The organism is Undibacterium sp. Rencai35W, assembly GCF_049340185.1.
GTDB lineage: Bacteria > Pseudomonadota > Gammaproteobacteria > Burkholderiales > Burkholderiaceae_D > Undibacterium.
In genome coordinates this window covers 12,039-37,202 of record NZ_JBMPPC010000006.1, presented here as the reverse complement: position 1 = coordinate 37,202, position 25,164 = coordinate 12,039, and the positions used below count along the sequence as shown (strand labels likewise).

At 47.0% G+C, this 25,164-nt stretch carries 22 protein-coding genes and 1 tRNA gene; 13 read left to right on the top strand and 10 right to left on the bottom strand.

Annotated features, from left to right (window positions below; translation table 11 throughout):
* Nucleotides 1–13: 13 nt before the first annotated feature.
* Nucleotides 14–1,360 carry an efflux RND transporter periplasmic adaptor subunit gene (locus tag ACO0K3_RS14055; RefSeq protein WP_422985602.1) on the bottom strand — a complete coding sequence of 449 codons (1,347 nt, stop codon included), beginning with the start codon at nt 1,358–1,360 and terminating at the stop codon, nt 14–16.
* Nucleotides 1,361–1,519: 159 nt separating this feature from the next.
* On the opposite strand from ACO0K3_RS14055, the gene ACO0K3_RS14050 reads away from it, so the two are divergent.
* Entirely contained in the window at nt 1,520–2,155 is a 636-nt protein-coding gene (locus ACO0K3_RS14050; RefSeq protein WP_422985600.1) for a TetR family transcriptional regulator, read from the top strand.
* A 27-nt stretch (nt 2,156–2,182) separates the two neighbouring features.
* Here ACO0K3_RS14050 and ACO0K3_RS14045 read toward each other — a convergent pair whose 3' ends face one another.
* Nucleotides 2,183–2,791, bottom strand: a complete 609-nt coding sequence (locus tag ACO0K3_RS14045; RefSeq protein ID WP_422985597.1) for a trimeric intracellular cation channel family protein — start codon at nt 2,789–2,791, stop codon at nt 2,183–2,185.
* A 216-nt stretch (nt 2,792–3,007) separates the two neighbouring features.
* Between ACO0K3_RS14045 and ACO0K3_RS14040 the strand changes: the two genes are divergently transcribed.
* The 7 genes from ACO0K3_RS14040 to ACO0K3_RS14010 all read left to right on the top strand — a co-directional run bounded on the left by ACO0K3_RS14040 (nt 3,008) and on the right by ACO0K3_RS14010 (nt 11,055).
* Nucleotides 3,008–3,274: a type B 50S ribosomal protein L31 gene (locus ACO0K3_RS14040; protein ID WP_262835590.1), complete on the top strand. Its 267-nt coding sequence runs from the start codon at nt 3,008–3,010 to the stop codon at nt 3,272–3,274.
* A gap of 307 nt (nt 3,275–3,581) precedes the next feature.
* Nucleotides 3,582–5,297, top strand: coding sequence for an ArnT family glycosyltransferase (locus tag ACO0K3_RS14035; RefSeq protein ID WP_422985595.1), 1,716 nt, complete (start codon nt 3,582–3,584; stop codon nt 5,295–5,297).
* Nucleotides 5,298–5,367: 70 nt separating this feature from the next.
* Entirely contained in the window at nt 5,368–8,151 is a 2,784-nt protein-coding gene (locus tag ACO0K3_RS14030) for a bifunctional diguanylate cyclase/phosphodiesterase (protein WP_422985593.1), read from the top strand.
* Between the two features lie 184 nt (nt 8,152–8,335).
* Nucleotides 8,336–8,420, top strand: a tRNA-Leu gene (locus tag ACO0K3_RS14025).
* 93 nt (nt 8,421–8,513) lie between these two features.
* A complete protein-coding gene (locus ACO0K3_RS14020; RefSeq protein WP_422985591.1) occupies nt 8,514–8,660 on the top strand; it encodes a DUF6538 domain-containing protein in 147 nt (48 codons plus the stop codon).
* A 603-nt stretch (nt 8,661–9,263) separates the two neighbouring features.
* Nucleotides 9,264–10,295, top strand: coding sequence for a Stealth CR1 domain-containing protein (locus ACO0K3_RS14015; protein WP_422985589.1), 1,032 nt, complete (start codon nt 9,264–9,266; stop codon nt 10,293–10,295).
* Between the two features lie 343 nt (nt 10,296–10,638).
* A complete protein-coding gene (locus tag ACO0K3_RS14010; protein ID WP_422985587.1) occupies nt 10,639–11,055 on the top strand; it encodes a BLUF domain-containing protein in 417 nt (138 codons plus the stop codon).
* Between the two features lie 164 nt (nt 11,056–11,219).
* Here the strand turns inward: ACO0K3_RS14010 and ACO0K3_RS14005 are convergent, their stop codons facing one another.
* The 3 genes from ACO0K3_RS14005 to ACO0K3_RS13995 form a co-directional block, all read right to left on the bottom strand.
* Nucleotides 11,220–11,615, bottom strand: coding sequence for a c-type cytochrome (locus ACO0K3_RS14005; protein WP_422985959.1), 396 nt, complete (start codon nt 11,613–11,615; stop codon nt 11,220–11,222).
* A 432-nt stretch (nt 11,616–12,047) separates the two neighbouring features.
* Entirely contained in the window at nt 12,048–12,884 is an 837-nt protein-coding gene (locus tag ACO0K3_RS14000; RefSeq protein WP_422985585.1) for a DUF6920 family protein, read from the bottom strand.
* 4 nt (nt 12,885–12,888) lie between these two features.
* A complete protein-coding gene (locus ACO0K3_RS13995; RefSeq protein ID WP_422985583.1) occupies nt 12,889–14,049 on the bottom strand; it encodes an Acg family FMN-binding oxidoreductase in 1,161 nt (386 codons plus the stop codon).
* A 417-nt stretch (nt 14,050–14,466) separates the two neighbouring features.
* Here ACO0K3_RS13995 and dnaK point away from each other — a divergent pair, with 417 nt between their 5' ends.
* Complete coding sequence (gene dnaK / locus ACO0K3_RS13990; protein WP_422985581.1) at nt 14,467–16,395, top strand: molecular chaperone DnaK; 1,929 nt, start codon at nt 14,467–14,469, stop codon at nt 16,393–16,395.
* A 27-nt stretch (nt 16,396–16,422) separates the two neighbouring features.
* Nucleotides 16,423–17,385 carry a cation diffusion facilitator family transporter gene (locus ACO0K3_RS13985; RefSeq protein ID WP_422985579.1) on the top strand — a complete coding sequence of 321 codons (963 nt, stop codon included), beginning with the start codon at nt 16,423–16,425 and terminating at the stop codon, nt 17,383–17,385.
* A 62-nt stretch (nt 17,386–17,447) separates the two neighbouring features.
* On the opposite strand, the gene ACO0K3_RS13980 is transcribed toward ACO0K3_RS13985, so the two are convergent.
* Genes ACO0K3_RS13980 through ACO0K3_RS13960 form a run of 5 tightly spaced genes read right to left on the bottom strand, consistent with a single transcriptional unit; the run spans nt 17,448 to nt 22,625 of the window.
* Entirely contained in the window at nt 17,448–17,705 is a 258-nt protein-coding gene (locus ACO0K3_RS13980; RefSeq protein WP_422985577.1) for a hypothetical protein, read from the bottom strand.
* 45 nt (nt 17,706–17,750) lie between these two features.
* Nucleotides 17,751–18,962: an ABC transporter permease gene (locus tag ACO0K3_RS13975; protein ID WP_422985575.1), complete on the bottom strand. Its 1,212-nt coding sequence runs from the start codon at nt 18,960–18,962 to the stop codon at nt 17,751–17,753.
* The gene (locus ACO0K3_RS13970) at nt 18,962–19,774 is read right to left on the bottom strand and encodes an ABC transporter ATP-binding protein (protein WP_422985573.1); all 813 of its coding nucleotides are present in this window, start codon (nt 19,772–19,774) and stop codon (nt 18,962–18,964) included. The genes ACO0K3_RS13975 and ACO0K3_RS13970 overlap by 1 nt, the downstream gene beginning before the upstream one ends.
* Nucleotides 19,771–21,144, bottom strand: a complete 1,374-nt coding sequence (locus tag ACO0K3_RS13965; RefSeq protein ID WP_422985571.1) for an efflux RND transporter periplasmic adaptor subunit — start codon at nt 21,142–21,144, stop codon at nt 19,771–19,773. Before ACO0K3_RS13965 ends, ACO0K3_RS13970 begins: the two co-directional genes overlap by 4 nt.
* Nucleotides 21,141–22,625: an efflux transporter outer membrane subunit gene (locus tag ACO0K3_RS13960; protein WP_422985569.1), complete on the bottom strand. Its 1,485-nt coding sequence runs from the start codon at nt 22,623–22,625 to the stop codon at nt 21,141–21,143. Before ACO0K3_RS13960 ends, ACO0K3_RS13965 begins: the two co-directional genes overlap by 4 nt.
* A gap of 376 nt (nt 22,626–23,001) precedes the next feature.
* On the opposite strand from ACO0K3_RS13960, the gene ACO0K3_RS13955 reads away from it, so the two are divergent.
* The 3 genes from ACO0K3_RS13955 (at nt 23,002) to ACO0K3_RS13945 (ending at nt 25,058) form a co-directional block, all read left to right on the top strand.
* A complete protein-coding gene (locus ACO0K3_RS13955; protein WP_422985568.1) occupies nt 23,002–23,697 on the top strand; it encodes a VIT1/CCC1 transporter family protein in 696 nt (231 codons plus the stop codon).
* Nucleotides 23,698–23,766: 69 nt separating this feature from the next.
* The gene (locus tag ACO0K3_RS13950; RefSeq protein WP_422985566.1) at nt 23,767–24,735 is read left to right on the top strand and encodes a DnaJ C-terminal domain-containing protein; all 969 of its coding nucleotides are present in this window, start codon (nt 23,767–23,769) and stop codon (nt 24,733–24,735) included.
* Nucleotides 24,732–25,058: a chaperone modulator CbpM gene (locus ACO0K3_RS13945; protein WP_422985564.1), complete on the top strand. Its 327-nt coding sequence runs from the start codon at nt 24,732–24,734 to the stop codon at nt 25,056–25,058. Before ACO0K3_RS13950 ends, ACO0K3_RS13945 begins: the two co-directional genes overlap by 4 nt.
* Nucleotides 25,059–25,164: the final 106 nt, after the last annotated feature.

Genomic DNA, 25,164 nt, shown 5'->3' with positions numbered 1-25,164 from the left:
CTGAGTTTTGTATTTACTTGCTTGCAGCGGAAGCGGCTTTAGCACTCGCAGATTCGGCAGCTGGCTTTGCACCTGGCGCAGCCTGAGGCATTGCTGGCGCCGGTGTTACGGCAGCCTGTGCAGTCAATGCAACTGGTGTAACGGTCATGCCAGGATCATGGGCTTTGATGAAACCATCGACCAGGACACGGTCACCCGCTTGCAGGCCTTTGGTTACAATCCATTCGCCGTTCGACCAGCCATCCAATTCAACAGGACGCGGTGCCAGCTTATTATCAGGCGATACCGTGAAGACGATTTTACCCATCGGGCTGTCGATAATTGCGCGTTGTGGCACGGCGATTGCAGCACTGCGGGTTGCACCATTCATGATCACCCGAACGAATTGACCTGGACGCAAATTGCCCTCCGGGTTAGGGATTTGTGCACGCGCATCAAAACCACCGGTTGCCGGATTGATCTTTTCGCTGGCAAAATTCATCTTGCCCGTCGTTGGATAAATGCTGCCGTCAGCCAGCTTCAGTCTGATATCAAATGCCAGACTACCATTCGTCGCACGCTTGCCAGGCAAAGCGATCTTGCCGCTATTCACGTCCTTGCTGAGTTTGAGATAATCCGCTTCGGTAACGCTGAAGTTCACATAAATCGGATCGGTCTGCACGATCGTGGTCAATAAACTATCGCTTTGCGTTACCAGGCTGCCGTTTGACTTATTCGCGACACCTGTTACACCGCTGATCGGTGCAACTACTTTGGTATAGCCAAGATTCAATTTGGCTTCATTCACTTGTGCACGGGATTGCTTGTAAGTTGCCTCAGCTGTTTCCAGACTTGATTTTGCATCGTCAAATTCTTTTTGACTGATCGCTTTTTCAGCCGCCAATGGCGTCAGGCGGGCAAACTCACGTTTTGCCTGGTTCAACTTGGCTTCTGTCACACCAGCCGCTGCTTCTGCGGATGCCAGTTGGGTCTGATATGTACCCGGGTCGATCTGGAACAATACGGAGCCGGCTTTTACGCGCGATCCTTCCTCATACACGCGATTTTCCAAAATACCGGAAATCCGTGCACGCACTTCTGTCTCGCGTGAGCCTGCAGTCTGACCGACGTATTCAAAATCCATTGCCAGATTTCTTGGCTGGACGGTGACGACATTGACTTCTGGTGGTGGCATGCCGCCGTGTCCTGCGGCGCTCGCATCTTGCTTGCCACAGGCTGACAATGTCAGTAACGGCAGGCTCAGCGCGGCAATGTGCCAGAGACGAATGGAAGAATTAGCTTGCATAGAAGTAACTGAATCAGCGGAAGTTGGGAACATTTTTTGGATCGCTTTAGAGAGGGCGGAATTAGGTGGACTCATGAAATTTTCTCTTTCGATAGGGAGCTCGGTGTGCTATTATATACATTCACGAATGTTTGTAAATGTTTGAAGCAAAAAATATTCTTGGCATCACAAGATAACAAAAAATACAAGAACAGGTGCAAGACCACCTGAATCTGCGTCGTCAGGAGAGATATTATGGTTAGAAAAACTAAAGAAGAAGCTCAGGAAACCTATAGTGCGCTGCTGGATGCGGCTGAAAAAGTATTTGCCGAAAAAGGCGTGACCAGTACGACATTAAATGATGTGGCCAGCGCAGCAGGCATGACGCGCGGCGCGATTTATTGGCACTTTAAGGATAAAAGCGCGCTCTTTCAAGCCATGTGCGATCGCGCCTTCTTGCCGATGGAAGCCTTGCTCAATGAAATTGTCTCCACACCGAGCAAAGATCCGCTGGCAAGCATCAAGCAACTATATCTACATTTTTTAAGACAAGTCACAGGTGACGAGCGCCAACGCAAAGTGTTCGATATTATTTTTCATCGTTGCGAAAAAAACAGCGATCTGGTTTTTTTCGATGCGGAGGACGAAAAGCGTGTTGAATGTCTTCACAAAGTTCAGGCCATCGTGACGCAGGCTGTTGATCAGGGCAATCTTCCGGCAAATACCGATACCTGGATCGTCATGCAAGCCATACATGCTTATGCCATGGGCATCGTTCATGAATGGTTGGAAGACACGTCAGCCTACTGCCTGATACAACATTCAGAGGCGATGATTGATATGTTCATGGCAGGACTGGTTGCACGCCCTCCCCTGAAAATAAGCACCTGAGCGAATTAGTCCGCCTGCTGGATCAGACTAACCTGGCAGTTTCCAGTCAAAACGAACTGCCAGCAGTCGCATTGCCGACGTCAGAACAATCCCCGAAAATACCGCCACGCTCTCGGACGCACCCAGCAAATTCAGCAGGAGATAGGCCCAGCAGCCGGCAAATGAACAGGTCGCATAAAGCTGACCGCGCCGGAACACCATGGGGATTTCATTACAAATCATGTCACGCAATACTCCGCCAAAGATGCCGGTAATAACCCCCATCATGACGCAAACGAAAATCGGCATTTGCGCCTCTTGCGCCAGAGATGCGCCGACCACACTAAACAAACCCAGACCCAGCGCATCCGCGTACAAAATCATTTTTTCCGTCACGACATGACGTAAATGACGGAGAAACGGTGTCGTAATCAATGCAAGAACAAAGATCATCAAAGGATATTCCTGGTGCTCAACCCAAAATAAAGGTCGCCGGTCCAGCAAGAGATCGCGCAAAGTGCCGCCGCCAAACGCAGTAATAAAGGCGACTGTAAATACGCCGACCAGATCCATCTTCTTGCGCCGGGCTTCGATAAAACCCGAACTGGCAAAAGCGATAATACCTGCCACTTCGACTGCATGAATCAGGGTGCTCATGCCTAAATGTATTGATGCCGCCACCGTATCTCCTATCGTTCTCAGGCTTTTGTCTTTATGCAGAATAGCGCAAACCCATGATTTTATTGTATAATCGCGGGCTGGCAATTCTGCCAAGAGTATATTTTTAATATCCGGCAAGTGATCAACAATCGGGTCAAGAGGCAAGTCGACCGCCGAAGTGATGATTGGCTACCAAAACTTTTTGAGGCAAGCATGAAAGACGGCATCCACCCAAATTATCGTGAAGTTTTGTTCCACGATGTTTCTAATGACTTCAAATTTGTTACACGTTCTACTATCCAGACACGTGACAAAATGGAATTTGAAGGCAAAGAATACCCACTGGTAAAGATTGAGGTTTCAGCAGAATCCCATCCTTTCTACACTGGTAAACACAAAATTGTTGATACCGCTGGCCGTGTTGATAAGTTCCGTAAAAAATTCGGTACTGTTGGTTCCAAAACTTCTGTTGCAAACTAAGATTCTTCTTAAGATTTGTAAAGAATGTGTTGAACAAAAAAGGCAGCTCAAGCTGCCTTTTTTTATAAATGATCTGGAAATGATCTGGATCAACCAGATCTGCACCAAGCTACCGGGTTTTACTTCAAGCCAAATTTGCAACAATCTGTGAGTACCCGCAAAGAATAGTGTTAATGATTCTTCTGGCGCTGCACTACAATCTGGACTGCAATTCGCCTGGCACTGAAGGTCAGCCACAATCCTTTAAGTCAGTATAAGTCCCGTTACACTCCGTTATTTTTCGTCATAGCTCATTTTATAGAGACATATGAAGCCTGTACGCCTTCCTGCCGCTGCCACTATCGCCCTGCCACGCTGGGGCATTTTAGCTTTATGTCTGCTCTATATTTTGCCCGGACTAATAGGTCGCGACCCGTGGAAAGGAGATGACGCTGCCAGTTTTGGCGTGATGTGGACCATGGCGCACGGCACACTGAATGATTGGCTATGGCCACACATCGTCGGCCTGCCCATGCCGGAAGAAGGACCGCTAGCCTTCTGGCTGGGCGCGATTTGCATTAAATTATTTGGCTGGCTGGTAGGTGACGCAATGGCCGCCCGGCTTGCAACCGGTATGTTCTTTATGCTGGGATCGGTGTCAGTCTGGTACACCACGTATTTACTCGGTCGTCGTACCGAAGCGCAGCCATTGAAACTGGCGTTTGGCGGACAACCTGATGCCAAAGATTTTGGACGGACTCTGGCTGATGGTGCTTTATTGATTTATCTGGGCTGCCTGGGTCTGCTGGTGCGCAGTCATGAAACCAGCGCCGAAGCTCTGCAAATATCTCTGGTCGCCTATGCCTTATATGGCTGCGCCAGATTACTCGATAGCAGCAGCAAGATCAGCGCACTCAAGCTAGGCTTAACTCTGGGACTACTAGTTCTGACGCGTGGCTGGGTGTTACCCGCGACACTAAGCGTATGTTTAATCGGATTATGTTTTTATCGTCAGCAAACTCAGTACCAATTACTGCTGAAGCTGACAATTCCCGCAGCGTTGATTGTTGCGGGATCATGGCTACTAGCAATTGCGATGGTGAATCCTTTTGACAGCTCACCCTATCCAGCCTGGATGCTGTGGAATACGCGCCAGATCGACCTTCCCTCATTCGCCAGCATTACTTATTTGCTCAAATACGGCATCTGGTTTGCCTGGCCGGCATGGCCATTTGCTGCGTGGGCAATTTATGCCTGGCGCAAACAGGAAAAAGCTCTGCACATCTCTTTACCTGTCACATTTTTAGCCTGCTTTATCCTGCTCGCACTGATTAATCCATTTTCGGAAGAAGGTATCTTGCTACCAATCTTGCCACCGCTGGCGATTTTGGCAGCTTTTGGCTTGCCGACGATGAAGCGCAGCGCAATCAATGCCGTTGACTGGTTCGCCGTGATGGTATTGACTGGCGTCGCCGCTCTGTTCTGGCTGTATTGGATTGCCTTACAAACCGGCTGGCCTGCCAGTGCAGCGAAGGCCGTCACACGCTGGGCACCTGGCTATGAGGCGCACTTTAACCCCTTTACCTTTCTGATTGCCTTGATTGCGACGATCGCCTGGTTTGCTCTGGTGTATTGGCGTATTTCACGACAACCATCCGTCCTGTGGCGTGCAGTTGTCTTATCTAGCGGCGGCGTCATTCTTTGCTGGCTGTTGCTGCTCACGCTGGCATTACCACTGATCAATCACCGTATCAGCTATGCTGGCCTGACGATGGAATTGCAAACAAAAATGCCTCAGACTTATCGCTGTATTGATAGCAATATCGGCCCTTCACAACGCGCCTCGTTTGCGTATTTTGGTCACCTGCATTTTGCTGGTTTTAATGAGCGTTCATGCGATGTACTGCTTTTACAATCAAGCCAGAGATTGCACCAGACCAGCGAGGTCGATGGCAATGCCTATCCGGGTAAATGGGAACGAGTATGGGACGGTCACCGCACCGCCGACAATGATGAGCTTTTTTCTTTGTATTTAAAAAAGTAATCCGTAACCACGCAGTATTTTTGTAGTCAGGGAATGCGCCTACCGGGCGCTTCCACTTTAATTAAGTTCAATGAATTCGCAAGTCACAGCACGCTTCCTGAAGGTCAAAGCAGTTCCAGCAGCACTCCTCACTGCCGTGATCTGTATCTCCGTCACGACAGGGCTATGCTGGCTGTCGTTACAGGTATCAAAAGAGAATCTTAAAAGGCGTTTGCAAGAGACTGTCTATCAACACCATGCCAGCCTGCAAAACGAACTTGAACATGAAGAATCACGGCTGGAATCCTTCGTCAGTCTGTATTACATCTCACCGAACTTCAATCGCTATGCATTTCACTCCTTTGCAAAAGTAGAAAATCAGCCTTGGCTCGTCGCCAAATTATTTTCTAAACGAGTCCGTCCTGACGAATTTAATCGCTTTGAACAAGCGGTGAAAATCGATACCAGTGTTGATACTCAGGGTTACCCTGATTTTTCGATTACCGATAAAGTTGCGCATCAGGATGCACTGGTTGCCCTTTACATGGAGCCGCGACAAGAGCTGCGCGATGCACTTGGCCTGAATCTGGAAAAATGGTTTCCTTCAGGGAGTAAGCGCATGCGAGAGAGTGCGCAACCCCTGTCCTTCATGCTGAATAATCAGCATCCGATTTTAAAAGGAAATAACATCGTTATTTCTATACCGGTGTACAACACCAGCTTACCGCTGACCAATCAAGCACAAAGAAAAACTGCGTTTCAAGGTGCGTTTTCTACCGTTATTTCTATTGATAAGTTAATTCATCATCTGTTTGATTCTGCCAATCTGAAGATGAATAGCGTCACCCTCTCGGGTACCGGGATTGATGATGAAAAAATTCAGATCACACTACCATCAGGAACGAGAACCGACACTACGAATAAACCGTATATAGAGCAATTTAATTTTCAGCTACCGTTATCCGTGCCTGGAAAAAAATGGTCGGTCAATTACGAAATTCAAACCTATGACGGTTTAGCAGAAACCAATATCCTGTGGCTGATCACACTGATAGGAACTCTGTTCACGACATTTGCCACTGGCTTTATTTATCTGACAGTCAGAACCGGTAAAATCGCTCACCGGCTTGCTTACGATATGACCAGCGCCTTACAGATCAGCGAAGAATCTTTATTGGAAACGCAACGTCTGGCTAAAATGGGTAGTTTTCAACTCAGCCCCTCACATCAGCTGAGTGCACAAACGGGCAATCTGCATGATTTGTTTTATCTCGATCCAGAGATACGGATTGATTATTTGCTGCAACTACTTCTGCATATGGATGCTGAAGATGCACTCAAATTTACACAAGTAATCAGCACGGCACTCACCACGGTATTACACACACATCAGGTCGTCCGCATAGAGAGTGAAACACCTGGCTGGCTCAATCTCATCGTAGATTCCAGCGAAACGCCGACGGGATTCACACTTCGCGTGATCGCCATGGATGTCACGGATAAATATCAATCTGAGCAAAAAATTAAACAGTTAGCCTATCAGGATGCACTGACAGGATTAGCAAACCGTACCAGCTTACGTCATGCCACTGAGAGAGCGCTGCGACACTCACATATCTATCACAGCAAACTTGCCGTCTTCTTCCTCGATCTGGATCGCTTTAAATTTATCAATGACTCAGTCGGTCATGATATCGGCGACCAGGTCTTAATCGAGATCGCCCATCGCCTGAAAAACTCAGTCAAAGAAGTTGATTTTGTCGCGCGTCTAGGCGGAGATGAATTCGTTATCCTGGTGGAACATCTACCCAAAGACAACGACGTTAATGCCATAGCAGACCGCATACTCGCACTGATCTGCGCGCCAATGAACATCGGCAAACACACTTATTATCTGACTACCAGTATTGGCATTGCCATCGCCAGCGATGGTGCACCAGATGTAGATGAGCTGATGAAGCAAGCCGATATGGCGATGTATCAAAGTAAGGAAAAAGGCAAAAACAAATACACGATTTTCTCTATCGATATCGCACAGGCCCTGGAACAAAGAACGAATCTAGAACTCGAAATGCGCGTTGCGATGAAAGAAAAACGTTTCCTGCCTTATTTCCAACCGCAATTCGATGTACGCACTCATCAAATGATTGGCGTTGAAACATTACTGCGCTGGCGCCATGAAAAACGCGGCATGATCGCAGCCAAAGATTTTATCGCTGTCGCAGAAGAGTCCGGACTCATTATTGATATCGGCAATCAAATTCTGGTCGAAGTCTGTCAGTTAATACCGACCTGGAACTTGCCAGAAAAATTCGTGGTTGGCGTGAATGTCTCCAGCCTCCAGTTCTTTCAGGCAGGCTTTGTCGATTTTGTGATCAAGTCGATTACCGATGCCGGCATCCCTCCCTCACGCATCGAAATCGAGGTCACTGAGACCATGATTATGCAAGACATCAATATCGCCAAAATCTGCCTAGAACAATTACACGCTTTCGGCGTCGGCGTGAGTATTGACGACTTTGGTACCGGATACGCATCCCTCACTTACTTAAGAGAATTTCCCGTACAACGCATCAAAATCGACCAGCGTTTCGTGAAGGGACACACTAAAAATCACAAGGATATGGCAATCGTCAAAGCTATTTCCACATTAGGTCACGACTTCGGCATGGAAGTAATCGCAGAAGGCGTCGAGACCGAATTGCAACTTATTTCGCTTGAAAATATAGGCTGCGATTTATATCAAGGCTGGCTGCGCTCAACCGCTTTGCCCGCACAAGCCATCCAAAGCCTGCTCCCCCCAATTGAACCCGATAGGCCGACGAACCATAACGATAGCAATGCGGCTCCTGCATTAAGCGTCGCGATAGGATAAATCCCGCACTCACGCAAATAATATAAATTCAAAAAAAGCAAAGACCATAAATAAGCGACACATCCCCCTCAACACATGAACAACAAACGTAGCGCTGGCTGCCGGTAAAACGTCCGAACACACAAGAATCCTTGGTTCGCCCTTGCAATCTCAAATTGCTTCTGTCATAATCTTGGCTTGCGTTGCCGAGATGGCGGAATAGGTAGACGCACGGGACTCAAAATCCCGCGCTGCAAGGCGTGCCGGTTCGATTCCGGCTCTCGGCACCAAAAGACACTAAGCTCTTGATTTTTCAAGGGCTTTTTTGTTTTTTAGCTCTGTTTTTGTCTAGTGTCACACATGAGTGTCACATATCGCACAAAATGGGCATCAGATTATCTTCCAATTTACACCGCAACAGACATGGTGTTTTGTACTTGCGTCTCAATATTCCAGAAGACCTGCATGATTTCTTTGAGACCAAAGTAATCTACCGCAGCTTACTGACCTCCAGCATCCGGCTCGCTTAGTCAGCAGACATTGCCTGTCTGAGAAATACCACCATTTGCGGGATTGATGGTGTAATTGTGCGAGTAGTGTGACCCAGAGAAGGGTCTCTTATAAATAATTTAATTTATATTTTGATTTTAAATCAACTAAGCTAGTGAAGTAGTTATAGCCAGCTAGTTTGGGTGCGAAAATTCTTGTGAAACACAGTAATCGCTGTTAGCCTTCGTTTGCTTGATTTGACTGCTATTTCGCAATTACTTGGTTAATATCAGGTAAGGATAGACATAAGATACAAGGGGTTGCCGTTATTTGCAGCCCCTTTTCTTTTGGACTTTATCAGTCTCACTTCATTTGTCAGTGCCTGCGACACGAACAAATCATTACATCGCAATGAATCACGTTCATAGCGCGTCTTCCAGACATGGAAACGCGATGTAACTGTCAACATCATTCGAATTTTTAAACTGGTCTATGAGTTTCTTTGACTCAGGATATATCAACGACTAAGTCTTCCAGGTATGGACGAATTGTCGTTTCGATACAAATAATCTGACAAGCTCTGCAAGAGACCGGATAGAACGTGTATCAATCAAAATAATACGGATAGAAAGATGGCTTGCTTAATGAACGACGCACGTAAGATTTCGGAACAAATCGATATTGTCTATTTATGGGTAGATGGTTCAGATCCGATGTGGCAGATAAAACGGGAGCAGGCTTATGCAAGCTGGATTATAGAAAATCCGGACGAGTTAGCCGCGCACGGAAACACGGCTGGCAGATATCGCGACAACGGAGAACTGCTATTTAACCTACGCGCATTGGAAAAATTTTTTCCTGACCATGGTCATGTCTACATCATCAGTGACGGACAGACTCCATCATGGCTGCGTTCGTCGGAATATATTACTATCATTGATCATCGAGATTTGATTCCGAGCACGACAGGATCGGTATTTGACTCAGGTCATATCGAGTCTTACCTGCACCATATCCCTGGCTTGTCAGAAAAATTCATTTATCTCAACGACGATGTCTTTTTCGGTGCGAAAGTCGATATTGATTGGTGGTTTGGTGGCTGTCTGAGAATTTTTTCTGAGACAAAATCAATACCGGACTATGAAGCGCTGCAACCTGATGAGTCCGCATTGGTCAATGCATCGATACTATCGAAGGCCTGGCTATCACAGCGCTATTCGACCTACAGTCATGTTCCTCGCGTTTATTCGCACTCCCCGCGTCCTATGCTCAGGAGTGCTATGTTTGCGCTTGAGCAAATTGCGCCAGAATTATTCGAACGAGTACGCTCAACAACATTCCGCTCGTGGCGATCGCCGGCAATCGTCCCCGATCTGGTTCCACGCTGGATGATACACATTGGGGTCGCCCAACAAATAGTATTAGATCCCTTACATATTAATACAGGCGACAATAACGCCAAACTACAGTTCGACTCTCTACTTACTCAATTTGGCGAGTTACCGTTTTTTTGTATCAACGATACATGTGACGACGCGCCGGAGAATGACTTTCGTTTGCTTCGAGTCGTCCAGACTCTAAAAAAATTATTACCTGAGCCATCAAAGTTTGAATTGTTATTCCGAGATTCGATGACTTCACCATCAGGCGAATGTCATGCAGCTAGATTTTCTTGAATTTGCTTCTTCATCCAGTACTCCCAATATTAAACGGGCAAGTGATTGTTAGCGCGCATTCCATATTCGGTGCATGATTGGTGGCTACGCTAATGAGTGATTATTACTCTGCACATCTATTTAAAACCAAAATTCATAGCAGGTAAATTTTGGTTTAACCATGAGCTAGATATGCTGATCCTTGCTCGTCACTCTCTTACTCGAAACACAAACAGATCAGCCATTTTTATGCGATTAGATTGCGGTTCAACTGGCTGTCAGGTAACTCAATACAATTTTCTGAATATATACTTAGGTGGTGCATATTTAAGTTCACTCTTTTTATTCTTGAAAGTATTTGTTTATGATGATTCGTTTGATCTATGCGAGCCGCGCAATCAATTTAGGCCCTGCCGATGTGAAGGATATTTTGGCTAGTTCTCGAAAGAATAACCAACAACTCGCTGTGACCGGAGCACTTAGTTTATCAAACGGTATATTTTTACAATGCCTGGAGGGAGAACGTTCGTCCGTCAACGCCCTTTATCATCATATTTTAAAAGATAAGCGCCACATTAAACCTGAAGTTTTGTCGCTAGAAGAGATTACTCAACGTCAGTTCACAAATTGGAACATGGGACTAATCGCTGCGACTACTGAGAACTCAGCTTTATTCTTGAAATACTCATCAACCGCAGAATTCGATCCATACCTTATGTCCGCCTCTGCACTGAAAGAATTTTTTGCTGAAATAATGAGTACTGCCAGGTGGTTAAGCTAGTCTGATAAGCGATGTAAACAATGTAATGTCACACTGTATGCCGCTACTGTCTTGACCGTACTAATTCAAATATCGTCAATGGACGACGATTGTGAATACAATGTTAGGACTTAGCGGCTTAGTACAGCTCGCTAGTTTTAGGGCGGCATCTACGTTGAGTAATTTTATTTTGGATCGACCGGAAAGCTACGCAAATAGGCTAGTAAGTCAGCGACTTTCTTCTTATCGCTGAGACCCCAAAATCTCATTTTTGTACCGGGAACCAGATCACTAGGTGAGTTAATAAATTTCGTCAAAGATTGTTCAGACCAGACGATACCAGATTGTTTCATTGCAGCCGAATAGCGCTCTTTATAATCAACAGTGCTGCCTGCTACCCGCCCGAAAATCCCATTTAACTGCGGCCCAAACCCAGCCCTCGCGCCCGGCCCCACTGCGTGACAAGATGCGCATGCCAAACTCGCATATAAAGCTTTTCCAGCAGAGATAGAGTCTGCCGCATAGGATACTTGCGTATGACACGCTAGAGCCAATAACAACCAGGGTCGACCAATTACCATTGAAGTGTTCGCTGTGCGAGCTGACTTCTTTTCACTTGTCTTCATACTTCACTTTCATTGACGCGAAGGCACTTACGCTATCGAGGTATTATCGACTTTGAGCCAGCAAACAGGACTAGTGATACATATTACCGCGCAAAAGCCAAAGTTGTCGCATCCCACACCATCATGTATTTCAGCGATTCTTCTCTGCTCGCATGCTCCAACATCATTGGATACTACCGGAGGCAACCTTCACTGAGTCAGCTCGCAGTTCTTTTTGAGGATGTCCTCCGTAGTGGGTTGTACGAATGTATGGAGGTCGGTATTAAAACGATTAGAAAAGAGAATTAAGGGGAATACAAAGTGCCTATCAAAAATTGATATCGGTTCAATACGAACAGTGATTTTGAATAATGTTCAGTTCTCAACGTACAGTTTTGAAATCATAAGTCAATACTCATATTCGATGTGAGTCATACGCCCCTTGAGGTAGGGCGCGGGTTCTCCTGACAACTCCCATTCGACTTCGCCGGTGATCGGGACACGCATGCCAGCTTGATCTTCGTAGCCATGATAATGACACGTCCATGGCGAAGAATCCGTTGATGTCCGTGGGCGGGATTCAGTCCATACTGAAGTAATCAAGCCATCCACCCCAAACGTAAAATTCAGCGAGATCGTTATTGTGCCGTCGCTGATGGTCGCTCTTGCAGAGCTGTCGTCGATGGTATCCCACCTTATACCCTGATTTGGTAGTAACGCGGTTGGATACCATGCTGCCTCGGCAAGGTAACGCATTAGTTCGCCCCGAGACGATGCCTCCGTATTACTTTGTTCTGCAACGGTGAAGAATCCAAATATCGCTGCACGTAAAGAACCGCCGCCAACGACATAAGCATCCCGCACCCAAACATCAATACCAGGAGCCATCCTGATACGTGCATCCCAGTCAAATCCTGGTGGATTCGTTGTCACACACTGTGTCGCATGGAACGGCTGCCAGGTAGCACTCTTTTCGTTTTGCCGAAACTCCCCTTGCTGCTTAAAGCGAACTCTGGAAATCATGGCCTGTCCTTCTTGCAACGCGTTTAAAAAATAGCGTCTCACGGGAAGAGGTAGGTTTTCTATTTCACGAGGATCATAGAATTGCTTGGCGAAAGCTATTTGAGCAGATTTCATCTTGTTACGTAGCGTCAAGGTCTCACGCCGCCATTTCGATCGCGCAAGCGTCAATGCAATAGTAATGATTAAAGCAGTCACCAGTAGAAAATAAGTCAGTATCACCATAGATTCAGATCCTTACCAGTTGAGCATCCAATCCCCGGCGTGGCGCAGGCCCGACGCTTGGCGCAAAGCCGACACGAGCCCACATCTGTACGACACGGTTTGGTTGTGACAAACCTAGTAAGCTGCGGATGTCAGCGTATGGCTTTGCCTGTTCTGGATATTCCTGCAGGGCCTGCGAGAGCGGTTGCAATGCGATGCCGACGGCGGTGGCAGCAAGCTGCACTCGGACGTAGGCACGGCCGGCATTAATCTGGGTCGATCGGTCGTTACTATCAGTGACCATCCACAAAAAGCCTGGCGTTGAGTCAAGTCTGATATTAAAGTCTTTAACCTGGCTGGTAGTAGCATAATCATCCGGCGCAGGTGATTTAGTGCGATCGAACAGGCCGAGTTTACTCATCAGCACAGGAATTCGATCCAACACAACTAAACCGTCCCGATGCTGTTCAATCTCAGCCTCCCCTATACGCAGTACTTTGTATGTTTCCATGACTACTCGTGGCGTGCTGAGTTCTATGCGCCATGCTTCGGCAGCAATAGCGCGATGACGCCGGATCAAATCCGGCTGATCCAGCCCGACAAATCCAAAATGCATGGGATACGATTTTATAATCTCGGTCATTGTCTGCCATGCCTCACGTGGCACCAGGCGCGCTGCATCATATTTACTTCGATTTGTGCGACGATGCAGTATTTGGGCGAATAAAGAATCTCTGGTTACTTTGAAATCGGTGACCAAGCGAATTCGTGCAACTGGTCGCTGATCGATGTCGTTCGGGCCAAACGAGCCCTCTGGAAATAAGAAGATATCAGCTCTCATACCGCGCTCGCGTGCTGCCAAATCTAATAATTCAAGGAAAGCACCATGACTCATCATTATCTGTCGCGAAAATGGATCGGCTTCGGGAAGCAGACGAGCCAGATCACAGCGCAGCAGAATTTCGTCAGGTGTACGCAAATCCACTAACCATGATTGCAAATTGTGCGAGTGCGGTGCCAGGATTGCGTAACTGAGTATCCAGCGTCTAACATCGGTTTCCTGTCCTGGAGCATTCCATGGAGCCACAGCGGCGGCAGGCATGTGTTGAGTACATCCTGTAGATGCCACAGCGGCTGAAAAGATAATTCCACCCCCAGCTACCTGAATAAACTGACGACGATCCATACGCTACTCCTTTAAGGTATAGATATTTAAGTTTCGCGCAATTTTTTACTGATTATGCGTGGAACGCGAAGTTATTTCTGTGCGTTAGCGAACCCAGGCAAGATATGTTGATCGCCATACGCCCGAAATATTCAATAGAACTCCGGAATCTATTTCTCTTCAAAATGATTATGTTTACTTATTTTCGGGGAGTGAGGTAATCGATAGTTCAATAATTGAATGAAGAGGAAAATAAATGTAATTATGAGCAGGTAGCTTATAGGTGAAGCGATTGCAAAATAAACCTAAATATTTTCCCTATGATTGGTAACGTACAGACCAACCAATCTTTCTCGTTCACGCTGAATTTTCTAATTACCACTGACCTGCCAATTCATTCATATAGCGTATTTGAACGCGACCACCTGGGAAATCATCATGAGTAAAATTATCGGAATCGATCTTGGCACAACCAATTCATGTGTCGCGATTATTGAAAATGGGCAACCTAAAGTCATTGAAAATGCTGAGGGCGTCCGCACAACGCCATCGATCATTGCCTATCAAGAGGATGGTGAAATTTTGGTCGGTGCCCCTGCAAAAAGACAGGCGGTGACGAATCCACAGAACACCTTATTTGCAGTGAAACGCCTTATCGGTCGAAAATTCGAAGAAAAAGAGGTTCAGAAAGACATAGCCTTAATGCCCTTCAAAATTATGAAAGCAGAGAACGGCGATGCGTGGATCTCGGTTCGAGATAAAAAGTTAGCTCCGCCTCAGATTTCTGCAGAGGTTCTCCGAAAAATGAAAAAAACGGCAGAAGACTATCTGGGAGAAGAAGTTACTGAAGCAGTCATCACCGTGCCAGCTTATTTTAATGATGCCCAACGTCAGGCAACCAAAGATGCTGGCCGTATCGCCGGGCTGAACGTCAAGCGGATTATCAACGAACCTACTGCCGCAGCGCTTGCCTTTGGTATGGATAAAAAAGAAAGTGGTGATAGAAAAATAGCAGTGTATGACTTAGGTGGAGGTACATTTGACGTGTCAATCATTGAGATCGCCGAGGTCGAGGGTGAGCGTCAGTTTGAGGTGTTGTCGACCAACGGCGATACCTTTCTTGGTGGTGAAGATTTTGATCAAAGGATTATTGACTACATCATTGATGAATTCAAAAAACTCAGTGGAATTGATCTAAAAAAAGATCCAATCGCATTACAGCGAATTAAAGCCTCCGCAGAGCGCGCCAAAATTGAATTGTCGTCTACCCAGCAAACAGAAATCAATGAACCCTATATCGCCATGGCGAATGGCGCTCCTATCCACTTAAACCAAAAAATAAGCAGGGCAAAGCTAGAGTCTTTGGTAGAAGAATTGATCAATGCAACGATTGAGCCCTGTCGTATCGCTATGAAAGACGCGGGTATCAGCGTCGGCGATATAGACGATATCATTTTAGTTGGTGGCATGACCCGAATGCCAAAAGTTCAGGAAAAGGTAAAAGAATTTTTTGGCAAAGAGGCTCGTAAGGATGTCAATCCGGACGAGGCAGTAGCGGTGGGTGCGGCAATACAAGGGGCCGTATTATCTGGAGACCAAAAAGATTTGCTACTGCTCGACGTCACGCCGCTTTCACTGGGCATAGAAACGATGGGTGGAGTAATGTCCAAGATGATCCCTAAAAATACAACAATTCCGACAAAATTCAGTCAGATATTTTCTACTGCCGATGACAATCAGGCAGCTGTTACCGTAAAGGTATTTCAAGGCGAGCGTGAAATTGCCGCTGGCAATAAAGCTCTGGGAGAATTCAATCTTGAAGGAATTCCGCCATCCAACCGTGGGACACCACAGATTGAGGTCACATTTGATATCGACGCAAATGGCATTCTGCATGTGGGCGCGAAGGACAAGGCAACCGGAAAAGAAAACAAAATCACCATCAAAGCCAACTCTGGATTAACGGAGGCGGAAATTCAAAAAATGGTCAAAGATGCGGAATTGAATGCTGTGGAAGATATGAAACTAAAAGACCTGGCAGAGTCTCGCAACCATGCTGATGGTCTCATCCACACCACCAATAGAACGATGACGGAATACGGAAGTAAAGTGGACTCCAAAGAAAAAGAAAAAATTGATTCTTTAATTAAAGAACTAGAAACGTCAATTAGTAATAACGACAAGCTTGATATTGACAGCAGACGCGATGTTTTATCTGATGCAATTCAAAAAATCAGCACGAAGGTAAATGCCGAAGCCAATCAGCAACAGCCACCCTCTGCCAATGACAGCAAAGAAGCGAAGGATAAACAACACACAGAGAATGTCGTCGATGCTGAGTTTGAGGAAGTCAAAGAACCAAAGTAAAAATACTTATTCGCAAGAAAAGCTACTTTGCACCAGTCCGCCCCCTACTCTTCTAAAGCGATTATCTATATTGCGCTTGGTGCTAATTTATTAGTTGCAGCGACAAAATTTGGCGCTGCTGCCTGGACCGGTAGCTCCGCCATGTTTAGCGAGGGGATTCACTCCCTCGCTGATATGGGAAACGAGTTTCTACTACTATATGGGATGCATCAGTCAGCAGCCCGCCCAGATCAAGACCATCCGTTGGGTTACGGTAGAGAAGTCTACTTCTGGAGCTTTGCTGTCGCACTACTAGTTTTTGCTCTCGGCGCAGGCATAGCTTTATACGAGGGCATCAGTCACGTGAGCAATCCAACACCGATTGAAAATGTATCGGCCAACTATATTGTGTTGGGAATATCTGCATTGATCGACGGTAGTTCCTGGTGGATTACCTTAAAGACCTTCAAAGGTACGACGCCGTACCAAAATATCTTTAGCGAAATTCACCGAAGCAAGGACCCTCCATCTTTCATTATCTTGCTTGAAGACAGCGCCGCCTTGATTGGCCTTCTCATCGCGTTTATCGCCATTTATCTCTCAGTTGAATTAGACCTTCCGGTACTTGATGGGGTCGCCTCCATACTGCTAGGTCTGGTGTTGGCGGCAACGGCCCTGTTACTCGCACGTGAGACAAAAAGTCTGCTAATAGGAGAAAGAGCGGATCAAAAAATCATCGACGCGATCCTCCACGCGGCTGGGACAATCGATGGCATATCCCATGCAAACGGTGCGCTTGCCATTCATCTGGCACCTAATCAAATTTTGGTCGCGCTTAGTATGGAATTTGCAGATAATTTGCACACGTCTGAGATAGAGACGAGAGTTACGGAGTTAGAACGATTAGTAAAATTAACTTTTCCGTCAGTGGTTATTCTTTTTATCAAACCACAAAGCCAAGCCGCTTACAGGGAGACGATTGCACGGCGTTACGGCAAAGCGGACGAATAAAAACTGGTTTGAGTTTAGTTTTCTATAAAACTAATAAACTAAAAGAGTGCCTCAGACAGTCATTATTTTTTTTCATAATATTCGGCATCAATAGCGATGGGGTCACTGGCAGGAAAAGTCTCCGTTAATGATTCGTCTAATGCGAGATCAAGTGGAGAGCGTGTCATACTTTTTTTAATCACTACTTTTGCCTTGATGACCTTTTTTGTAGCGCCCTTATTTTTTCCGTCCGTATTTGCACTTGCAATCGACCTGCCAGATTGGGAAACTTCAGACCCATTCTTTAATTGAAGATTTTTTTCTTCAGCCTTTATATTCATAAAACACCTACTTTCTTAGTGAGACAACATGATTTTTTGAATCTCTTATTCATGACGTAGAGCCTCAATCGGATCCATTTGGGCTGCTCGTCTAGCAGGAAAGTACCCAAAAACCATACCGATGGCAGCGGAAAAAACGAGCGAAAGAAGGTTGATGAATGGATCAAAACGATAGGGAACAGCCATTACACTGGAGAGCCCATACGATGCTGCAGTCGCGATCACAATACCAATCAAACCTCCGAGCGCGGATAGCACTACTGCCTCAATCAGGAATTGCAGTAGCACCTCGCTCTCAAGAGCTCCCACAGCAAGACGCAAACCAATTTCCCTCGTGCGCTCCGTCACACTGACCAGCATGATATTCATGATCCCAATACCACCAACTAGCAAACTCACAGCCGCTACCGCACCTAATAGCGTTGTCAGCACTTGTGTTGTGCTCGACAGTGTTTCAGCTAATTGTTGGGTATCAAAAATATTAAAATTATCGTCGTCGTTCTCAGCAAGTTTGCGACGCTCACGTAGTAACTGCCTCAGGCTCGCCTTGAGTGGCACACTGTCTGCGCCGTCCTCCATTGACACCAACAACGTGCTCACCTTACGGCTCCCGGTAACGCGCCGTTGAAGGGTATGGAGGGGCACGACAACAACATCATCCTGATCGCCCATACCGCCTTGCCCCTTCGCCGTCAGAATACCTACTACGTCACAAGAAAACTGCTTTATCCGTAGTTGTTCTCCCAAGCCACTTTGGCCGACCGTTCCGCCATATAGCTCGCGCCTGACCGTCTCACCAATAATACAAACAGCTGCACCGGCTGTCTGTTCATCGGTACCAAAAAGTCGGCCACTAGTTAACCGCCAGTTGCCTGTGTTGAACCATTCATTCGTACTACCGGTCACTCCGCTTGCCCAGTTTCTACCATTAGCGACGACAGTAACGTTCGCATTACCCTGAGGAGCGACGGCAGCCACGCCACCAATTTGCGCAGCAATAGCAGCCGCATCTGCCTCGGTGAACTGAGGAACGCCACCACCGCCGCCGCCAAAACCGCGCTGACCTGGACGAACCATAAGCAAATTAGTTCCAAGACTGGATATTTGTGTTTTTATTGCCTGCGTCGCGCCGTTACCCAGAGTCACCATCGTGATCACCGCACTCACCCCAATCACGATGCCCAATATGGTTAGGAACGACCGCAGCATGTTGCGCTGAACAGAATGCAATGCAAGCATGAATACACTGAATAGCATCAGGTACTTTCTTCAATGCTGAGATCAGACGGCGCCTCTGTAACCGGGTTGGGATTGATCACATCTTTCGCGATACCGCCATCAGTGAAGTGAACCATGCGGCGTGCGTAAGCAGCCATATCTGGTTCATGGGTTACCATCAAAACCGTGATGCCATGATCACGGTTTAGTGCAAGAAGTAGTCCCATGATCTCGTGGCTACGTTGAGTATCCAAATTGCCCGTTGGCTCGTCGGCGAGCACTACTGCTGGCGCGGTAACAATAGCGCGGGCGATCGCCACCCGCTGCTGTTGGCCGCCCGACAATTCTGAAGGTGTATGTTGCTCCCAACCGCCTAAGCCAACTGATTGCAATGCCTTCGATGCGGCATCGCGTCGCACGCCAGGACTATCACCGCGATAGAGGAGAGGTAGTTCAACATTCTCCTGTGCGGAAGTACGGGCAAGTAAATTGAATCCCTGGAATACAAAACCCAAATACTGACGACGTAAACGCGCCCTCTGATCACGTGACAGCGCCTCAACGTGCGCACCTTGAAACAAGTACTGGCCAGCGGTCGGCGTATCAAGACAACCCAGTATATTCATTGCAGTTGATTTGCCGGAACCGCTCGGCCCCATGATCGCGACAAATTCTCCTTGTTTGATATCGAGGTCAATTCCCTTAAGAGCAATTAACCGCGACTGTCCGCTGCCATAGACTTTAGTCACACCTCGCAAGCGGATAATTGGATCCCCATGCTGCTCACTATCCGCATCGGTGTTTTGAAGATGTGTCGGGAGGGCGATGACCGGATTCTGAGACTCTGTCATTTCTCGATCACCGACTTCTGGCCTGTTACTACCAGCATCCCTGCTTGCAGATCTCCACCAATAATCTCGGTCATATGACCATCACTGATACCAGGTATGACGGCCACTGCCACTGCAGAGCCGGTAGCGATACCTTTACTATCTTTCGATTGGACCCAGACTTGTTTTGCAGTTGCCGTGCTCGCGTTCAGTGCAGCAGGCTTACGGGTATTGGTACTTGGCATTCGAGGGATAAGACTCGTTGCCACTCCCTTACCTGATGGCGTGCCAGCTGTAGTAATAATCGGGGTAAAACGCAGCGCCGTATTAGGTACTAGTAAGACATTGGTGCGCTGTGTTGCAGTAATCGTTGCCGTTGCCGTCATACCGGGACGTAAACTCAGGTCCTCATTTCCGACATCCAGATAGGTCAGATAAGTGACCACGTTATCGGTAATTGTTGAGCCAAAGCCAACACGAGTGATTCGAGCAGGGAATTTTCGGGCTGGATAGGCACTTACTGTGAATGTTGCATCCTGTCCCATCTTCACCGCGCCTACATCTGCTTCATCTACATAAACCCATAGTCTCAACTTTGCTAAATCCTCTGCCACGATGAACAAAGTCACTGCCTGCAAGGACGCTGCAACGGCATTTCCAGGATCAACGTTGCGAGTCAATACAACGCCATCAGCGGGAGCCCGGATTGATAACTTTGACAAATTGATCTGATCAGTAGATAACGCAGCCTTTGCATCATCAACACCTGCACGAGCACTAATGTCGTCGGCCACGGCTCGATCAACCATCGCTTGTCCAGTGTCCAGTTCAGTTTTAGCCGGAACTTTACCGCCGGATAACCGAGAAACCTCCACAAGTCTGGCCATAGTTGTCTTCGCTTCTTTCACGGTCGCACCTGTTTGTATAACCTTTGCGTTCGCCGACGTGAGTGTGGCTTCTGATCGCAATATCTGATCGCGGAGTTTGGCCGGATCAAGTTCTACCAGCACCTGTCCTTTTTTTATACGGTCGTTGACATCGACATTGACTTTAAGAACCGAGCCAGACAGCTCACTACCAATATTGATCGAACGAGTCGGTTGTATTGTTCCGTTTGCAGTGACAGTAAGCGTCAAATTGCCACGGGCAACAACCTGAGTTGTATAGGCTGGTAATGCATTCGCTGCTTTTTTTGCCTGCCAATACCAGGTCCCTATAGCGACTACTACCACCGACACAAGCAAAATCCAAACAACTGAGCGACGATACCAAGGGCGTGCCAATGGTTCCTTTAGAAGTGAACTGATATCTTTGCCCTTTGGAGTTCCTTGAGTACCTAGTGACCCTGCAGGCGCAATAACTGGTGACTCTGGTGGCATTGTGAGACTCATAAGTGATGTGATGGTAGGTTAACGTCAATCGGCAATTGTTGGTCGCTTTCAACGGCCTCCTTGGCACTGGTTAAACCCGGTAGCCCAGACAATCCAGAACTCCAGCCTCCACCCAGTGCTTTATAGAGACGAATCTGATCCGTGCTGATATTGGCGTATGCAATAGCAACAGCATCCTGAGTAAGCAGTTGGGTTCGTTGAGTATCCAGTACCACCTGGAAATCAATCAACCCGCTACTAAAGCGCTGACGTGCCAGTCCAGCCGCGTTCTCTGCGGCATCCGCCGCACGCCGTAGAGATATCAACCGGTCACGGTCATCACGCAAGGCAACCAAGACATCCTCAACTCCGGCGAGTGCTGCTAACACCGTCGCTCTATAAGTTGCAGTAGATAGGTCAAACAAGGCTTGCTGCACCCGAACTTGTGCACGAAGTGCGCCACCGTTAAAGATTGGCAGAGTAACTCCAGCCAATAAGGCGGACACTAAGGAGCCGCTATCACCCAATGCGCTCAGCCTCGCTGCGCTTAAGCCAAGTGAACCACCGATCCTAAAATTCGGGAAGCGAGCGGCATCGGCTTGCGCAACACGCGACATGGCAGCACTTACCTGATATTCAGCAGCACGTATGTCAGGTCGCTGACGCAATGTTTCAGCCGGGACATCCAAGGCCAGGTCGCTTCCGGCTTGCGGCACAATTACGGCTGTACTCAGCACCTCCGATAACGCTGAAGGTGCCTGACCAGACAAGACAGAAATCGCATGTCGCGTTTGATCCAAACTGGTTTGTAAAACAGGTATTTGCGCACGGGTCTGTTCCACCGCAGCGATCGCCTGCTGCACCTCAAGTTCAGTGACCAGTCCAGCCTGCAAACGCCACTGTGTCAGCTGTTGTGTGGCCTCCTGACTCTTCAGATTTTCTCGGGCGATCAGTAGTCTGGCTTGTACGCTTCGTAAAATAATGTAATCGATTGCCACTTCTGCTGTGACGGATGTCTGTATGTCGCCTAAATTTGCAATACTTGCAGCGACGACAGCCTCACTTGCGTTGAGTGCCTGCCGATTGCCGCCAAAAATATCAAGCTCCCAACTGGCATCGAAACCAGCGGAATACGTATTAGTGCTCGTATGCCGGCCCAATGTATTGTGTTGCGCTGACACCGAGCTTGATACCAATGGCAGCAGTCCCGCCTCGGCTTGATCCCTGAGTGCGCGGGCTTGTCTCAAACTTGCCTGTGCTCCGATGATAGTCAGGTTTGACTTCAATGATTGCTCTACTACGCTGCTTAATATCGGATCATTGAATCGCTGCCACCATTTCAATAAGCCACCGCCATACGGACTCACGTTTGTTGATACTGGGAGCAATGCAGTATTTTCGCCGTTCGGTGCTTGCACAGACCACTGCGCAGGAATAAGTGACGCATCATTGCCAGTCTTGTTCACGACCATAGGTGCACACCCGCTCAGAAATAAAATCATGCTGAAAATGGCATGAACACTTATAAATGCCAAAAATTTTAAGGATACTTGTGTGGTGACGACATTCATAAATTCCAGAAAATAAAATCTAAAAAAGTAATTTGACATATCAAATCATCCAAAGATACTCAACCAAATTAGCTTTGAAAAATTGATGATTTTCCAGAACATGATTTCAACGAAGTTCACTTTGTTGATGTTCACGATAAGCGTCAACGTAATAAATAGTCTGTGCGGTAGCAAACGTTATCGGTTTGAGATGCAGACTGGAAAATTGAGAGAATCTGCTCTGTTCAGTGCGCTATCGCACAGTGAATTTTGAAGTAACAAATTATTCTTAAATAAAAAATAACTTGTTTTTTTTGAGGAATCGTCAATGCGTCGTCAACACTTAGAGCGGCACAAACTTGAGAACGTCAATTGGTTGAGAGCCGCAGTGCTTGGTGCCAATGACGGGATTGTATCGGCCTCCAGTCTATTGCTCGGCGTGGCAACAGCACACGCCACCCATCACACCATGTTGATTACGGGTATTGCCAGTCTCGTGGCTGGCGCTATGTCAATGGCAACCGGTGAGTATGTGTCCGTGCAATCTCAGGCAGATACTGAACAAGCGGCCTTAGAAAAAGAAAAAGTTGAACTACGTGACAATCCCAGCGACGAACAAAATGAACTTGCCAATATTTATATGGCTAGGGGTCTCGATCCGTCATTAGCGGCTCAGGTTGCAGCTCAGCTGATGGCTCATGATGCGTTAGGGGCGCATACGAGAGACGAATTAGGTATTACCGATACGCTGAGTGCAAAACCACTTTATGCAGCAATGGCATCGGCTGCCAGTTTTGCCTTAGGCGCGTTGCTTCCACTAATCGTTATTTTGCTGTCCGCACCAGGCTACTTAATTATCGCGATTAGCTCAGCCTCATTATTATTTCTCGCAATTCTTGGCGGATTAGCCGCCCACGTCGGTGGTGCATCTATTTTCAACGGTGTGTTACGTGTCAGCTTTTGGAGTGCGCTTGCCATGGGCGTTACTGCGGGAATAGGCAGCTTCATTGGCACTACCGTCTGACCAGCGGCAAATTTCACGCTATGTGCACTTAGAAAGACAACGTCACCGCTTTCGTTACCAAGGACTGCAATGAAATACAAAGACTATTACGAGATCCTTGGAGTTCCACGAACTGCTAGCACAAGTGATATTAAAAAAGCCTATCGTAAGCTTGCTCACCAATACCATCCAGATGTGTCGAAAGATCCTCAAGGCGAAGAAAAATTTAAAGAAGCAGCGGAAGCATACGCGACTCTAAAAAATCCGGAAAAACGTACTGAGTACGACCAGCTTGGCAAACACGCCAACGGTGAGAACTTTACTCCTCCACCAAATTGGCAACAACAATATAGTTCTGATGCATCTTCCTTCGATGATGTAGACCTGGCAGATATCTTTAACGCTTTCAGATCGAACGGTTTTGACTCAAGTTCACAAGGTAGCAAAAGCACTGAGCGGAAGCATAGAAATTTCCCTGTTTCTGGCGAAGACTATTCCGTGTCGATTTCAGTGTCACTGGAAAAAATATATGCTGGTGGTGAGACTGAGCTCACTGTTTCACTTCCGGAATATGACGAACAAGGTTTACTACATCGGGTTCCACGTACATTTCGCATCACCGTTCCCAAGGGTGCAGTCAGCGGCCAGCGACTCCGGTTAAAAGGTAAAGGAGGTCCTGGCCAACATGGAGGAAAAGCAGGTGATCTCTATGTAGTAATCGAAATCGCAACACACCCTCTATTCCGTCTCGATGGACGCGATCTGTATCTTGATGTACCAGTTGCAGCCTGGGAACTGGCATTGGGAGCAAAGATAGAAATACCGACCCTAACAGGAAACGTAGAACTAAATGTCAGGGCAGGAACATCATCAGGACAACGATTGCGGTTAGCACAGCGAGGCTTGCCCTCATCAGACGGATCTATGGGAAATCTATATGCCGTGATTCAGGTTGTAATGCCTAAAACCATTTCTCAACCAGACCACGATCTTTATCAGCAGCTCGCGAATACATCGGACTTCCTTCCAAGAAAAAATTTCAACAAAGGACCGACATGATTACCTCTATTTCTGACCTTGCATGGATCGACAATATGTCGGTCTATTCCGAAAATGATCTGATAGAAATTTCCGGCTTATCGGGAAATGAAATTCAGGATTTAATTGAAAATGAACTCATCAAGCTCTTAAGTGACGAGCAGAGCGTAAAAATTTTCTCTATGCAAGCGTTAATTACTGCAAGGAATGCGCGCAGAATTCGTGACGATTTTGAGCTGGACAGAAACGGCATGGTATTAGCCGTGACGCTGATGCGACGTATATCTGAACTTGAAAATCAAATCACATCGCTTCGAGCTAAATCAGGATGGCATTGCTTGTAGTAATAAGCTTATTTAATTCAAAAGACCACATCCTAAAAATGGACTAACCGTCGATTAAATGCTCGTCAAAGAGTGAAGGCCATTCACATATTTTCTTCTTTTTTAA

Bases quoted from the DNA above. Each gene is read 5' to 3' on its own strand.
- ACO0K3_RS14010 (WP_422985587.1), top strand. From the start codon at position 10,639: ATGATGATTCGTTTGATCTATGCGAGCCGCGCAATCAATTTAGGCCCT.
- ACO0K3_RS14050 (WP_422985600.1), top strand. From the start codon at position 1,520: ATGGTTAGAAAAACTAAAGAAGAAGCTCAGGAAACCTATAGTGCGCTG.
- ACO0K3_RS14020 (WP_422985591.1), top strand. From the start codon at position 8,514: ATGGGCATCAGATTATCTTCCAATTTACACCGCAACAGACATGGTGTT.
- ACO0K3_RS13995 (WP_422985583.1), bottom strand. From the start codon at position 14,049: ATGGATCGTCGTCAGTTTATTCAGGTAGCTGGGGGTGGAATTATCTTT.
- ACO0K3_RS14055 (WP_422985602.1), bottom strand. From the start codon at position 1,360: ATGAGTCCACCTAATTCCGCCCTCTCTAAAGCGATCCAAAAAATGTTC.
- ACO0K3_RS13945 (WP_422985564.1), top strand. From the start codon at position 24,732: ATGATTACCTCTATTTCTGACCTTGCATGGATCGACAATATGTCGGTC.
- ACO0K3_RS13960 (WP_422985569.1), bottom strand. From the start codon at position 22,625: ATGATTTTATTTCTGAGCGGGTGTGCACCTATGGTCGTGAACAAGACT.
- ACO0K3_RS14015 (WP_422985589.1), top strand. From the start codon at position 9,264: ATGAACGACGCACGTAAGATTTCGGAACAAATCGATATTGTCTATTTA.
- ACO0K3_RS14005 (WP_422985959.1), bottom strand. From the start codon at position 11,615: ATGGTAATTGGTCGACCCTGGTTGTTATTGGCTCTAGCGTGTCATACG.
- ACO0K3_RS14040 (WP_262835590.1), top strand. From the start codon at position 3,008: ATGAAAGACGGCATCCACCCAAATTATCGTGAAGTTTTGTTCCACGAT.
- ACO0K3_RS13955 (WP_422985568.1), top strand. From the start codon at position 23,002: ATGCGTCGTCAACACTTAGAGCGGCACAAACTTGAGAACGTCAATTGG.
- dnaK (WP_422985581.1), top strand. From the start codon at position 14,467: ATGAGTAAAATTATCGGAATCGATCTTGGCACAACCAATTCATGTGTC.
- ACO0K3_RS14035 (WP_422985595.1), top strand. From the start codon at position 3,582: ATGAAGCCTGTACGCCTTCCTGCCGCTGCCACTATCGCCCTGCCACGC.
- ACO0K3_RS13975 (WP_422985575.1), bottom strand. From the start codon at position 18,962: ATGCTATTCAGTGTATTCATGCTTGCATTGCATTCTGTTCAGCGCAAC.
- ACO0K3_RS14045 (WP_422985597.1), bottom strand. From the start codon at position 2,791: ATGAGCACCCTGATTCATGCAGTCGAAGTGGCAGGTATTATCGCTTTT.
- ACO0K3_RS14030 (WP_422985593.1), top strand. From the start codon at position 5,368: ATGAATTCGCAAGTCACAGCACGCTTCCTGAAGGTCAAAGCAGTTCCA.
- ACO0K3_RS13950 (WP_422985566.1), top strand. From the start codon at position 23,767: ATGAAATACAAAGACTATTACGAGATCCTTGGAGTTCCACGAACTGCT.
- ACO0K3_RS13980 (WP_422985577.1), bottom strand. From the start codon at position 17,705: ATGAATATAAAGGCTGAAGAAAAAAATCTTCAATTAAAGAATGGGTCT.
- ACO0K3_RS14000 (WP_422985585.1), bottom strand. From the start codon at position 12,884: ATGGTGATACTGACTTATTTTCTACTGGTGACTGCTTTAATCATTACT.
- ACO0K3_RS13970 (WP_422985573.1), bottom strand. From the start codon at position 19,774: ATGACAGAGTCTCAGAATCCGGTCATCGCCCTCCCGACACATCTTCAA.
- ACO0K3_RS13965 (WP_422985571.1), bottom strand. From the start codon at position 21,144: ATGAGTCTCACAATGCCACCAGAGTCACCAGTTATTGCGCCTGCAGGG.